This is a genomic window from Bosea sp. Tri-49, assembly GCF_003952665.1.
Taxonomy (GTDB): domain Bacteria; phylum Pseudomonadota; class Alphaproteobacteria; order Rhizobiales; family Beijerinckiaceae; genus Allobosea.
In genome coordinates this window covers 3,228,552-3,241,899 of sequence record NZ_CP017946.1, presented here as the reverse complement: position 1 = coordinate 3,241,899, position 13,348 = coordinate 3,228,552, and the positions used below count along the sequence as shown (strand labels likewise).

Annotated in this window: 7 protein-coding genes; 3 read left to right on the top strand and 4 right to left on the bottom strand. The window is 67.6% G+C overall.

All coding sequences use genetic code 11. From position 1 onward, the window contains the following. The first annotated feature begins 945 nt into the window (after window positions 1-945). The gene (locus BLM15_RS15845) at window positions 946-5,319 is read left to right on the top strand and encodes an autotransporter domain-containing protein (protein ID WP_126113660.1); all 4,374 of its coding nucleotides are present in this window, start codon (window positions 946-948) and stop codon (window positions 5,317-5,319) included. Window positions 5,320-5,464: 145 nt separating this feature from the next. Here the strand turns inward: BLM15_RS15845 and BLM15_RS15840 are convergent, their stop codons facing one another. The 3 genes from BLM15_RS15840 to BLM15_RS15830 are packed head-to-tail and all read right to left on the bottom strand — an operon-like array spanning window position 5,465 to window position 8,816. Beyond that, entirely contained in the window at window positions 5,465-6,322 is an 858-nt protein-coding gene (locus BLM15_RS15840) for a PCC domain-containing protein (RefSeq protein ID WP_126113659.1), read from the bottom strand. Next, entirely contained in the window at window positions 6,319-7,959 is a 1,641-nt protein-coding gene (locus tag BLM15_RS15835) for an acyl-CoA synthetase (protein WP_126113658.1), read from the bottom strand. Before BLM15_RS15835 ends, BLM15_RS15840 begins: the two co-directional genes overlap by 4 nt. Continuing rightward, a complete protein-coding gene (locus tag BLM15_RS15830; RefSeq protein WP_126113657.1) occupies window positions 7,956-8,816 on the bottom strand; it encodes an IclR family transcriptional regulator in 861 nt (286 codons plus the stop codon). The genes BLM15_RS15835 and BLM15_RS15830 overlap by 4 nt, the downstream gene beginning before the upstream one ends. A gap of 190 nt (window positions 8,817-9,006) precedes the next feature. Between BLM15_RS15830 and BLM15_RS15825 the strand changes: the two genes are divergently transcribed. Together BLM15_RS15825 and BLM15_RS15815 are read left to right on the top strand one after the other, a co-directional pair. After that, window positions 9,007-10,905, top strand: coding sequence for a TRAP transporter large permease (locus BLM15_RS15825; protein ID WP_126113656.1), 1,899 nt, complete (start codon window positions 9,007-9,009; stop codon window positions 10,903-10,905). A 160-nt stretch (window positions 10,906-11,065) separates the two neighbouring features. Continuing rightward, the gene (locus BLM15_RS15815; RefSeq protein ID WP_126113654.1) at window positions 11,066-12,079 is read left to right on the top strand and encodes a TRAP transporter substrate-binding protein; all 1,014 of its coding nucleotides are present in this window, start codon (window positions 11,066-11,068) and stop codon (window positions 12,077-12,079) included. A 55-nt stretch (window positions 12,080-12,134) separates the two neighbouring features. Here BLM15_RS15815 and BLM15_RS15810 read toward each other — a convergent pair whose 3' ends face one another. Next, window positions 12,135-13,310: a hypothetical protein gene (locus BLM15_RS15810; RefSeq protein ID WP_126113653.1), complete on the bottom strand. Its 1,176-nt coding sequence runs from the start codon at window positions 13,308-13,310 to the stop codon at window positions 12,135-12,137. Window positions 13,311-13,348: the final 38 nt, after the last annotated feature.

Sequence of the window (13,348 nt, the reverse complement as noted above, 5' to 3'; positions counted from 1 at the left end):
ACGAGGCGAGAGCCTGATGCCCGCGCCGAAATCCCCGCCGGCGGTCACCGCGAGGGTTTGAAGGCGAGCGCAAGCCCAAGGGGTGCGCGGGGTCCGGATGCGGCAGCGTTCCGCCGCTGTGTCGAATGTCGATGTCGAAATGTCGAAGCGGCCAAATGCTCGCCGCTCCCGAACCCCGCGCGCGGTTCTCTTTAAGGTGCCTCGCCGCGCCTTCAGGTCGGGCAAGACCCGGCTTCGCCCGGACGAGACCCCTCCGCCATTCCAGCCCGCAACGGCTGTTCAAAGCGGACACCGCTCTCCCGCCCGGCCGCACGATGCCTCGCGACAGCCCCCTTGGTCGGACAGGACGGGGGGAGAATACGCCAGGTTTCGGGGGCGGGGATTGATTGGCGAGTTATCCCCGCTGCCTCCATCGTCATGCTCGCCCTTGTGGCGAGCATCCACGCCTTGAACACTGTGCTTCACGAAGGGAGACATGGATGGTCGGGGCAAGCCCGACCATGGCGGTAGGGCGCGGACAGGGCAGGGGGATGACCTTGTGACCAGTTGTCCGAGCGCTAACCGCGCGGCCAGGTTCAGGCTCACGGGCCCCTCCTGCCACCTTCCTCTAGGAGGGGAGGTGGCAGGCCGCCGGCCAAACTGTGCCCTCCTTGCCACATGTCGACGCGTTAATCGAATGTGAACAGCGGTTCATTGCGCCGGCTGCGCCCTAACGTAAAGTACCGCCACGGCCGGGGTGGGACAGTGTCAGCCAGACGAAGAATGCAGGCGAGCCCGATGCGGCCGACGGCGGAGTGCGTCTCGCCGGCGCAAGGGGCGTGGCCTGCGCTTGTCCATGCGCTGATGCGGCCTATGGCGGTCTCGCTCGACGGCGCGTGTTCGCTAGGCCCGCGACCCGTCGTCAGGCCTCTTCGCGCCCGGCTCGCGGCTACCTCGATTCTCGTCTTGCTCGCTCTGGCGCTGGCCCCGCCGGCGGCCGCCAATGGCGGAAGCGGCGGCAATGGGGGCGGCGGAGACGGCACGGGCGGCGCAGGCGGGATCGACGACCCGATCGGCGCTGGCGGCGCCGGAAGCAACGGTACCGCCACTTTCGGCGGCGGCGGCGGCGGCGGCGCTGGTGCCGTCACAGGTGGCGCCGGGGGCTTTAACGTTAGCGGAAACCCCGGTCCCGGCCAGGGCGGCACGGGCGGCGTTCACGGCTCGGTCGGCACCGGTCTGCCGGCTGGCGTCAGCACCGGCAGCATTGGCGGCGCGGGGAACAATGGCGCCGGCGCCAGCGGCGGCGGCGGCGGCGGCGCCGGCGGCTATGGCGCGGTCGTCACCGGCGCCGGGACGGCGGGTACGATCACAGGCGCCGTCACCGGCGGCAATGGCGGGGCTGGCGGAAGCACCGTTTTCGACCACGGCGGCTCCGGCGGCTCCGGCGGCATCGGCCTGCTCTTCACCAGCGGCACCTCGCCGACCACGCTCGTCGTTAACGGCACGGTCCAGGGCGGCACTGGCGGCGCGGCGGGCGCGGGCAGCGCGGGCGCGGGCGCGGGCGTTCACGGCCTCGGCGGCTTCGGCATTGTCGGCTCCAATCTGCACATCACCAATAACGGCACGATTGCCGGCGGGCTCGACGGCAGCGGCGGGTTCCGCAGCTCTGCGATTGCGTTCGCCGGTGGCGACAACTCGCTCAGCTTCGGCAACGCCACCTCCGGCATCACCGGAGGGATCACGATCGGGGGCGGCACGCTGACTTTTGCCCAGCCGACCGACGTCACCGTCGCCAATGTGATCGGCGGCGCCGGCGCCGTCATCAAGGCCGGGGCCGGCACGGTCGTGCTCTCCGGCGTCAACACCTATACCGGCGGCACCACGATCAACGCCGGCAAGCTCTCGATCGCGGCCGACAACAATCTCGGCGCCGCTTCGGGCGGGCTGACGCTGGATGGCGGCACGCTGCGCGTCGCCGGCAACGTCACCACGGCCCGCACGGTGACGCTGAACGCCGGCGGCGGCACGGTCGAGATCGATGCCGGCCGCTCGCTGTTCGTAACCAGCGCCGGCACCATCACCGGCGATGGCGGTCTGACCAAGACCGGCGCCGGCACGCTCGCGATCCAGGGCACCAGCGACTACAGGGGGGCCACCCTGGTCCAGGCCGGCCGGCTGGTCGCGAGCTCCGATACGGCGTTCTCGGCCAATTCCGACTATACCATCGCTGCCGGCGCCGTGCTCGAGGTCAGCGACGTGCCCGGCATCTTCGCCACGGTCGGCTCGCTCTCGGGCGCCGGCGCCGTCGAGATTGGCAATGGCGCGACGCTGGTCACCGGCGCGACCAGCAGGACCGCGACCTTTGCCGGCAGCTTCTCTGGCAATGGCTCGCTCGCTTTCACCGGCGCGGGCACGCAGATTTATACCGGCACTGGCACACTCGGCGGCGGCTTCTCGATCTGCGCCTGCGACACCGGCCAGTTCATCATCCGCGGCGGCTCGCTGACCTTCGGCGACAATATCGACATCAGCGGCGGAACGGTCGTCGTCGACCAGGGCGGAACGCTCACCACCACCAATCCCGGCTCGGGCCTCGTCGTCTTCTCCAATCTGCGCATCGATGGGGTCGGTTCCTCGGTCACGACCGACATATTCCTGCTGCAGGGTCTGGCGAGCAACGCTTCGCTGATCATCTCGGGCGGAGCAACGCTGACCGTCACCCTCGGCGCCGCGGTCCAAGCCGATTTCGGCGGCAGCGCCAGCGCGCTGGTGACTGGCGCGGGCTCGCTTTGGACCATCCCCAACACCTTCGCCATCGGTCCCGGCTCGGCGGATCCGACGTCCGTCACCCTCGCCGAGGGCGGCGAGCTCCGGATCACCGCGGGCGACCTTCAGATCGACACGCTCGGCACGCTCAATCTCGGCAATGGCGGCACGGCCGGTCTGCTGACCATCACGGCGGGAGCGATCGTCAACGACGGCGCCATCGTCGCCGACTTCACCGATACTTCGACGCTGACCTACGATATCTCCGGCGTGGGAACGCTGACCAAGCGCGGTTCCGGCGTGCTGACCCTGACCGGTACCAATAGCTATACCGGCGGCACGACGCTGGCGGGCGGCACGGTCAGCATCGCTGCCGATACCAATCTCGGCGACGTCTCGGGTGCGCTGACCTTGAACGGCGGCGTGCTGCGGGTGACGGGGACGGCTCTGACGCAGCTCGCCCGCAACATCGTCTTCGGCGCGGCCGGCGGCGGCTTCGACATCGCGGCGGCGGCCAATACCTTCACGGTGACGCAGTCCTTCTCGGGCACCGGCTCGCTCTCGAAGGCTGGGTCCGGCACGCTCCTGCTGACCAACACCCACAGCTACTCCGGCGCGACGACGGTTTCGGGCGGCACGCTGCGGGCCGGTGTCGCCGGCGCCTTCTCGGGCGCTTCGGCTTTCACGGTGGCGAGTGGCGCGCGGCTCGATCTCGACGGCATCAACCAGAGCATCGGCTCGCTTGCGGGAGGCGGCACGGTTACCCTGGGCGCAGGCCGACTGACCACCGGATCCGCCAACAGCTCGACGAGCTTCTCGGGCTCGATCACCGGCACTGGCGGCCTGACCAAGACCGGCACCGGGACCTTTACGCTGACGGGGACGAGCAGCTATAGCGGCGCGACCACGGTCAACGCCGGCAAGCTCGTGGTCAACGGCTCGGTCGCGAATTCCGTGATGACGGTCAATAGCGGCGCGGAACTTGGCGGCACGGGCACGGTCGGCGGCATCGTCGCGAACGCCAGTGGCACGGTCGCCCCGGGCAATTCGATCGGGACGCTAACCGTCTCCGGCAATGTCGCCTTCGCTTCGGGCTCGACCTATCAGGTCGAGGTCAACGCCGCCGGCCAGAGCGACAGGATCGTCGCCTCCGGGATTGCGACGCTGTCAGGCGGCACGGTCGCGGTGCTGGCCGAGAACGGCAATTACGCGGCGAGCACGAGCTACACCATCCTGACCGCGAACGGCGGGGTCAGTGGCCGGTTCGCGAGCGTCAGCTCGAACCTCGCCTTCCTGACGCCTGCGCTCGGCTATGATGCGACCAATGTCACCTTGACCATGACCCGCAATGATACCGGCTTCGGTCCGGATGGCGGCGGAGGAGGCGGCGGCGGTGGCGGTGGAGATGGAAGGTCTGGCGGCCACTACATCGCTTCGACCCGCAATCAGGGCTTCATCGCAGTGGCGGCCGAGCGGCTCGGCGTCGGCAATCCGGTCTACGACGCGCTGCTCTCTAGCACGGTGGCCGAGGCCCGCGCCGGCTTTGATCTGCTCTCGGGCGAAGCGCATGCGCAGGCCGTCAGCGTCATGATCGACGAGAGCCGGCTGGTGCGCGACACCATCCTCAGCCGCCTGCGCGGGCCGCTGCTGACGCAACAGGGCGGCCAGGTCGCGGCCGCCTTCAGCGCCGACCTGCCCGGCCGCAAGGGCGCGGTGCTGATGGCCGCTCCGGTCCCGCAGCCGCGCTATGCCCTCTGGGGCGAGGCCTTTGGCAGCGCCGGCAACAGCGACGCCGACGGCAATGCCGCGAGCCTGTCCCGCCGCAGCGGTGGGGCGCTGCTCGGCGCCGATGTGATGCTCTACGACACTCCCGGCTCGTCGCTCAGGGTCGGCGTCGCCGGTGGCTACAGCCAGTCGCGCTTCGACCTCGATGCCCGCTTCTCCACCGGCAAGCTCGAGAGCGGCCATGCCGCGCTCTATGCCGGCGCCCGCTTCGGCAATCTGCGTCTGGATGCGGGCCTGGCCTATAGCTGGAGCGAGAGCGACATCCGCCGCCAGGTTCAGATCCGTGGCTTCGGCGACAGCCTGCGGCTGCAGCGCCCGGGCGCGGTGGCGCAAGGTTTTGCCGAACTCGGCTATGGCTTCGCCTTCAATGGTTTCGCGCTCGAACCCTTCGCCCAGCTCGCCTTGATCCGGGTCAGCACCGACGCCGGCACCGAGCAGGGCGGCGCCGCGGCGCTGCGCGTCCTCTCCAGCGACCAGACCCTCGGCTTCACCACGCTCGGCCTGCGCGCCGAGGCGCAGCTCGGGACGATGCCGCTCTTCGCCCGCGCCATGCTCGGCTGGCGCCACGGCTTTGGCGAGCTCACCCCGCAGGCAAAGACCGCCTTCGCCCTCGGCACCACCCCGGCCCGCGTGTTCGCGGCTCAAATCGATCGCGAGGCTGTTGTCGCCGAAGCCGGGCTCGACTGGCGCATCTCGCAGGCGACCGCGCTCGGCCTGACCTACTCCGCCGCCATCGGCGAACGCTCACGCGACCACGCCCTCAAGGGAAGGGTCGAGATGAAGTTCTGAGGGCGGGGCGGCTGAAGAGACACTGGCGGATCCCGTCATTGCGAGCGCAGCGAAGCAATCCAGGAGCGGCGGTGCTCTCCTCCCCCCTGGATTGCTTCGTCGCTGACGCTCCTCGCAATGACGGCGGAGCGGTGGCAGCGGCGCGCTACTGCGCCTCCAGCACCAGCTCCAGTGTCATCAGCACCGGATTGTCACCGCGCTTGAGCGCGCCCTGCGCCATCCCGCCGGTATAGTCGACCAGCGCGATCGCGAGTGCCGCTTCCGGCTTGCCATCGGCGCCGGGGGCGACATGGCCGGCGGTGATTGCGATTTCGGTGGCGAAGGGTTCGATGACGCGCTCATCGGCAAAGCGGGCGCCGATGGTCGAGCCGACGCCGCCATGGATGATCGCCTGCGTGATGCCGCGCTCGGCGCAGAACGCTTCCAGGGTGGTGAAGACATCGCGGTTCGGCCGTAGCCGCAGCACGAAGAAGCGGCCGCGGGCTTCTGCGCCGGCGCTCGGCTGCTCGGCCGGCATGAACAGCTTGAAATTGGTCTCCGGATCATGACCGGCGACGAAGCCGGCGCCATCCAGCCCGATCGCATCGACGGTGATCGGTTCGGCCAGGAAGCTCTGGTCCGGCAGGATATGGCCGCCACTATGGGTGCCGTCCGCCTCGCGCCAGAGCGCGTGGCCATGGAAGAACGGCGCGCCGTCGCGCTCACCGAAGGTCAGCGCTCCCGTCTCGATCCGGGTTACGCCACCAGGCCGAAAGGTCTCGCTGTAGAAGGCTGCATGCTCGGGTGTCTGTGAAAGCGCCGGCATCACATAGGCGAAAGGCGCGAGCGCAAGTCCGGCCGGCAGGCGCAGCACGCCGCTGGCAAAACCCTGCGCTGCGAAGGCTTCGGCGATCGAATCGAGCAGCAGGCCGGGCTTCAGTTCGAGAATCAGCTTGCGGCCGCGCCCCTCGATCCACTGGATGCGCTCGGCCTCGGCCAGCCCCGGCTGCTGGATCGTCCTCACACTGATGCTCCTGGTGCGCGGACGAAATCGAGCAGGCCGCGCTTCTCCAGCTCGTCGCGCACGAGGCGCTTGGGCACCTTGCCATAGCCGGATTTCGGCAGCTCCTCGAAGAAGAAGAAGCGCTTCGGCATCTTGTAGCGCGGGATCTTCTCGGCGAGGTAGTTTGCCAGCTCATTTTCGTCGATATGGCCACGCGCAACGCAGACCGCGACACCGATCTCGCCCCAGACCGCATCGGGCACGCCGAGCACGGCAGCCTCCGCGATCGCCGGATGGGTCAGGATCTTCTCCTCGATCTCGCGCGGATAGATGTTCGAGCCGCCGGAGATGTACATGTCCGAGGCGCGGCCGGTGATGTAGACGAAGCCCTCTTCGTCCATATGGCCGAGGTCGCCGGTGCGGAACCAGCCATTGCGGAAGGATTTCGCGTTGGCTTCGGGGTTCTCGTAATAGCCGGCGAAGACGGCCGGGCCGATCACGCAGATCTCGCCGGTCTCGAAGGGCTTGAGCTCCTCGCCCGCATCGTTCTGGATCGCGACCTGGATGCCGGTACGCTCGACGCCGCAGCTGCCGATGCGCGCCGCCGGGCCGTCCTCTTCCTCATGCAGATAGGTCGGCAGCACGGTGATGTTGCCGGTGACCTCGCCGAGGCCGAAATACTGCACCAGCACCTTGCCGAGCTTGGCGAGCGCCGTCTTCTGGTCCTCGCGATACATTGGCGCGCCGGCATAGATGACATGGCGCAGGCTGGAATGGTCGTGCTGGTCGACGGCCGGATGCTCGACCAGCATCTTCAGGATAGTCGGTACCGTGAAGATGTTGGTGACGCGGTACTTCGCGATCAGCCGGAAGGCCTCGTCGATGTCGAAGCGCTCGGTCGGCAAGAGGATCGTCGGCGCGCCGCGGGCGGAGAGGACGAGCTGATGCACGCCGGCGCCATGCGAGAGCGGGGCAACGACAAGGGAGGCGTCCTGCTCGGTCGAACCCGGCACGAGGTCGGCGAGATGGTTGGTGATGACGAAGCCCATCTGGCCATGAGTCAGCACCGCCGCCTTGGAGCGGCCGGTCGTGCCCGAGGTGAAGAAGAACCAGCAGGGATCGTCGCGGTCGACGACCGCGTCGGCCACGTGGCTGCCCTGATGCGCGGCGATCGCCTCGGTCAGTGTCGTCTCGCCGAAAGCGCCGGCGCCGATCCGCCAGGTGAACTGCAGCGCCTTGCTCTCCTTGGCGACGGCCTCAGCATGATCGGGGAAATCACCATGGCAGAGGAAGCCCTTGGCGCCCGAGGAGGTCGCGAGCCAGGCGACCTCGTCCGGCATCAGGCGGAAATTGGTCGGCACCCAGACGGCACCGAGCCGGAATGCGGCGAACATCGAGACGAACATCTCGTCGCAGTTCTTCGAATGGACGAGGATGCGGTCGCCCTTACCGATGCCGCGGGCGGACAGCGCGGCACAGAGCGCATGCGTCGCCGCGTCGAGCTCGCTCCAGCTCCATTGCCGCTCGCCCCAGATCAGCCCGGGCCGGTCGCCGAAGCGGCGGGCATTGCGTGTCAGAAAATGCGCGAGGTTCATCACCCGCGTCGTCACGGGCTTCAGCCCGCCCGCCGGGCCGGCGCCCGCTGCGCTCGTGGTCATGGCGTCGTCTCCGCTGTCCTGATCTCGTCTTGTGCTGGCAGCTTCGGCTGCGCCTGCCGCCGGTCGAGCATGGCGGCGATCCGGGTCTCAACCTGCCGCGCCTCGCGGCGCAGCAGGACGGCGAGCTCCTCCTGCCGCTGCGGCTGCATGCGTGAATCGATCGCGGCGATGCTGAGTGCCCCGGCGACGCGCCCATCCGGATAGCGCACGCCGACGCCGATGCCCCAGGAGTTCGCGACGATGCGGCCGGGATTGAGGGCAAAGCCCTGTGCCCGCGCCAGCGCGATATCGGTGATGAGCTGGGCTGGCGCATAGGCCGGATAGCGTGCGGCGAGGATGGCGCGGTTGGCCTCGATCATCGCGGTGGATTCGGCGTCCGGGATCAGCGCCAGCATGGCGAGCGAGCCGGCGCCGACCCCGAGCGGGTGCTGGTCGCCGGCCTGCAAAGCGTGGGTGCGCACCGGCCAGGTGCCTTCCTCGCGATGCAGGCAGATGGCGAAGCGGTCGCGCCGGATCGAGAAAAAGCTGGTGTCCTGCGTCGTGTCGGAGAGCGCATGCAGGCTCGCCATGGCAAGGTCGAGCAGGCCATGGCGCTGTCCCGAGAGCAGGCCGAGCACGAAAGCCTCCTCGCCGAGATGGTAGCGCCGCGTGCGCGCCTCCTGCTCGACCAGCCCCGCTCGCATCAGCGCCAGCAGCAGGCGCCGGACGGTCGGCTTGTTCAGTCCGCTCTCTTCGACGATCTCGCTGAGCGGCAGGCCCGAGGCGCTCTCGCGGCCGACGAGCGCCAGCAATCGCAAGGCGCGGTCGACGCTCTGCGAGCCTGACAGATCGGGCGTCGGCACGGAATCGGGCTGCATGTCCTCCGCCATATTGGGTCCATGATGCGGACCTCTCTTCTGCTTTAAAGGTGTAGATGGCAGCGTCGGTGATTGCAACAGCGATCGATCCGTGTATGTTCCAGCCGGAACGAGCGAGCCAATTCGCCATAATGTGGACCCACTGGACCGGCGCTGCCGACAGGACGGGCGTATGGGAGGAGCGGCCCTTATGGCCGAAACAAGCACGAGCGCAGCCGCCGGCGCGCATGCCAGCGATGGCGTCGCCGCGGTCCTGGAGAGCCTCGACCATACCCCCAAGCGTGTCGGCTCGGCGCTGGTGCGCCCGCTCGAGATCATTGCCGCGACCTTGCTCGTCGCCATCGTCACGCTGCTGCTCGCCGGCGTGACCTCACGCTATGTGCTGTCGATCCCAGTGGTGTGGATCGATGAGGCCGCCTCGATCTGCTTCCTCTGGCTCGCCATGCTCGGCGCCGCCATCGCAATCGACCGCAATGAGCATCTGCGCCTGACCTTGTTCGTCGGGATGCTGCCTGAACGCCTGCGCGGCCTTGCCCATGCCTTCGGCCTGCTCGCGGTCGCGACCTTCCTTGCCGTGATGACCTGGCCGGCGATCGACTATGTCATCGAGGAATCCTACGTCACCTCGGCGGCGCTCAACATACCCTCGAGCTACCGGGTCTCAGCCATCGCCTTCGGCATCATCGCCATGCTGGCGCTGGTGCTGACCTATGCGGTCAAGACCTGCACGCTGCGCGACCTCCTGATCTCCGCGGCGGTGATCGGCGTCGTCGCGGCGGCCTTTTTCCTGCTGACGCCGGTGTTCAAGACGCTCGGCTACGTCAACATCGTGATCTTCCTGCTCGGCGTCGTCGCTCTCTGCCTCGTCGCCGGCGTGCCGATCGCCTTCTGCTTCGGGCTGGGGGCACTCTGCTTCCTCTCCTTCAGCACGACCGTGCCGATCTTCGTGATGATCGGGCGCATGGACGAGGGCGTGTCGAGCCTGATCCTGCTCTCGGTGCCGATCTTCGTGCTGCTCGGCTGCGTGCTCGACGCCACCGGCATGGGCAAGGCGATCGTCGATTTCCTGGCCTCGATGCTCGGCCATGTCCGCGCCGGCATGTCCTATGTGCTGCTCGGCTCGCTCTTCCTGGTCTCCGGCATCTCCGGCTCAAAAGTCTCCGATATGGCGACGGTGGCGCCGGCGCTGTTCCCGGAGATGAAGCGGCGCGGCTACCAGCCCAAGGAATTGATTGCGCTGCTCTCGACCGGCGCCGCCATGGCCGAGACCGTGCCGCCCTCGATCGTCCTGATCGTGCTCGGCTCGGTTGCCGGCGTCTCGATCGCCGGGCTCTTCACCAACGGCCTTGTCGTCGCGACCGTGCTGCTGCTCGTGCTCGCGATCCTGGCGCGCTGGAAGGCCCGCGGCGAGATGCTGAAGGGCGTGCGCCGCGCGCCGTTCGCGACGATCTGGAAGACGGCGCTGATCGCGGCGCCAGCGCTCGTCCTGCCCTTCCTGATCCGCAGCGCCGTCGGCGGCGGCGTCGCCACCGCGACCGAGGTCTCGACCATCGCGGTGCTCTACGCGCTGATCGTCGGCATCGTCCTCTATGGCGGCATCAGCTGGCGCACCTTCTACGGCATGCTGGTTGAGACCGCGGCGCTCTCCGGCGCGATCCTGCTGATCCTGGGCACCGCCTCGGCCATGGCCTGGGCGCTGACCCAGACCGGCTTCGCCCGCGATCTTGCGACCGCGATGTCGCATCTGCCCGGCGGCTGGATCAGCTTCATGGCGGTGACGATCGTCGTCTTCATGATCCTCGGCTGCGTGCTCGAGGGCCTGCCGGCGATCGTCCTGATGGCGCCCCTGATGTTCCCGATCGCCAAGAGCCTCGGCATCAACGACATCCACTATTCGATGGTTGTCGTCACCGCGATGAACATCGGCCTGATGACGCCGCCGATCGGCATCGGCTTCTACATCGCCTGCAAGATCGGCAATGTCGAACCGGACGAGGCGATGGGCGCGATCTGGCCGTATCTGCTGGCCCTACTCGCCGGCCTCGCCATCATCGCCTACGTGCCGTCCTTCTCGACGATGTTCCTGTGATCGTGATGGCGCACATGCTTCGTCATGCCGTCATTGCGAGGAGGCCCTGCCGACGAAGCAATCCAGAAGGATTGCGCGAGACCTTATGGATTGCTTCGCTTCGCTCGCAATGACGACGAAACCTGATCGCCGATAACAACGAATGTTTGGAGGAAAGACCATGTCGATCTCACGCCGCACGATCCTGCAGGGCGCCACTGCCGCCGCCACGATCGGGACCTTCTCGATCGCTCGCGCCCAGACGCCGGAATTCACCTACAAATACGCCAACAACCTGCCGCTGGCGCATCCGATGAACGTGCGCGCCGCCGAGGCGATGGAGAAGATCAAGGCCGAGACCAATGGCCGGGTCGTCATCCAGATCTTCCCGAACAACCAGCTCGGTTCCGACACCGACATGCTGAACCAGGTCCGCGCTGGCGGCGTCGAGTTCTTCACGCTGTCGCCGCTGATCCTGTCGACGCTCGTGCCGAACGCTTCGGTCAGCGGCATCGGTTTCGCCTTCCCGGACTATGACTCCGTCTGGAAGGCGATGGATGGCGAGCTCGGGACTTACGTCCGCGGACAGATCGCCAAGGCGAACCTGCACGTCCTCGACAAGATCTGGGACAATGGCTTCCGCCAGATGACCTCGTCCAAGGGCCCGATCGCGAGCCCCGCCGACCTCAAGGGCTTCAAGATCCGCGTGCCGGTCTCGCCGCTCTGGACCTCGATGTTCAAGGCCTTCGACTCGGCCCCGGCCAGCATCAACTTCGCCGAAGTCTACACCGCGCTGCAGACCAAGATCGTCGACGGCCAGGAGAACCCGCTCGCGATCATCGCGACCGCGAAGCTGTTCGAGGTGCAGAAGTACCTCTCGCTCACCAACCATATGTGGGACGGCTTCTGGTTCCTGGCCAATCGCCGCGCCTGGGACCGGCTGCCGCAGGATCTGCGGACCATCGTCGCCAAGAACATCGACGCCGCTGCGTTGCTGGAGCGCGCCGACGTCGCCAAGCTCAATGCCGGCCTGCAGGCCGAGCTGACCTCGAAGGGCATGGTCATCAACCCGACCAAGGCCGACGAATTCCGAGCCGCGCTGCAGAAGGCCGGCTTCTACGGCGAGTGGAAGGGCAAATACGGCGACGAGGCCTGGGCGATCCTGGAGAAGGCGGTCGGCGGCAAGCTGGCCTGATCCAAGTCAGTCTCGATTGATCGTTGCGGCGCGCCTCAGGCGCGCCGCAAGCGTTTCAGCCGCCCTTCTTGGTCGCCTTGCCCGGCTCGCTGAAGTCGAGCTGCTTTTGCAGCCCGAGCTGGACCACGAAGGCCGGCACCGCTTCCAGTCCCGTATCCTTGGTCTTGCGCCAGGCGGCCGAGGCGGTCGCGGTCATGCCGTTGCCGAGGCCGCGCGCATAGTCGAGGCCGATGCTGGCGGTGCGCGTCGTGGAGTCGAGCCCGAGATAGTCCTCCAGCTTCTGCCTGACGGTGAGGGAAAGCGTGTTCGTGTCGTTGAAGCGGGCGGTGAGCTTGCCCTCGTGCTGGGTCACGAGATTGATTACGGCGAAGGGCAGGGTGGTGTCCTCGACGGTGCGGCTCGATGACAGGTCGAGCGTCAGCCACTCATAGGGAACGCTGAGCTTGGCCGTATAGAGCAGCTTCTTCTCGTTCTCGAACTCCTTGTCCGGGAAGATGATCTGCAGCGGCGAGAGCGAGGCCTCGAAGCTCGCTCCCTTGAGCGCCGTCGAGACGAATAAATTGGGCTGCAACCGATAGTTGTCACGGCGCATGCCGAGATAGTCGGTGCCGTTGGTGAAGCGCGTGCGTGAGGCCATGAACGAGACGCCGATCTCGGTCTCGCCCTGGCGCCAGGCGATACCCGGCGTGATGCCGAGCGTGGCGAGGTTCTCGTCCTGCGGCAGGAAATCGCCGCTGGCGAAGACGTTACGCTCGTTCAGCGCGGCAAGCCGCGCCTCGGCATTGGCGAAGAGCCTGATGGAGCCGAGATTGAGATTGAGCCGCTCGCGCCAGGTCAGGCTGCTGCGGCGGCGCGACCAGGTCTGCTCGTTCTCGAGCGCCAGCGAGGATTGCAGGGTGAGGTTCTCGCCGATCCCGGTGGCGTGCTTCAGCGTCAGCGTGTGCAGTCGGCTCGCGGCGAGCTGGCGCGGGTCGTACTGCGTATCGACCAGGAGAAGGTCGAGCCCGTAGCCGTCCTGCACAGTGCCGCGCAGATAGTTCCAGCTTGCGAAGCCGGTCAGCGTCGGGCTGCCCTTCTCGCCCTTGCTGTTGGTCGGACTCGAGTCGAAGCCGCCGCGCAGGCCGACCACCGCCGTCGAGACCAAAGTCTCCTCCGCTGTCTCTCCGGCCGTAGCCGGCAGGGTGCAGAGCAAGGCGCAGCAAAGCACGAATACCGTACGGACAGGACGCATGACATCACCCCTCTCAGACAAAGATAGGTGATCATGCC

What these genes read in the sequence shown, in the direction of transcription:
- BLM15_RS15810 (WP_126113653.1), bottom strand. Translation starts at nt 13,310, where the DNA reads ATGCGTCCTGTCCGTACGGTATTCGTGCTTTGCTGCGCCTTGCTCTGC.
- BLM15_RS15825 (WP_126113656.1), top strand. Translation starts at nt 9,007, where the DNA reads ATGGCCGAAACAAGCACGAGCGCAGCCGCCGGCGCGCATGCCAGCGAT.
- BLM15_RS15835 (WP_126113658.1), bottom strand. Translation starts at nt 7,959, where the DNA reads ATGACCACGAGCGCAGCGGGCGCCGGCCCGGCGGGCGGGCTGAAGCCC.
- BLM15_RS15815 (WP_126113654.1), top strand. Translation starts at nt 11,066, where the DNA reads ATGTCGATCTCACGCCGCACGATCCTGCAGGGCGCCACTGCCGCCGCC.
- BLM15_RS15830 (WP_126113657.1), bottom strand. Translation starts at nt 8,816, where the DNA reads ATGCAGCCCGATTCCGTGCCGACGCCCGATCTGTCAGGCTCGCAGAGC.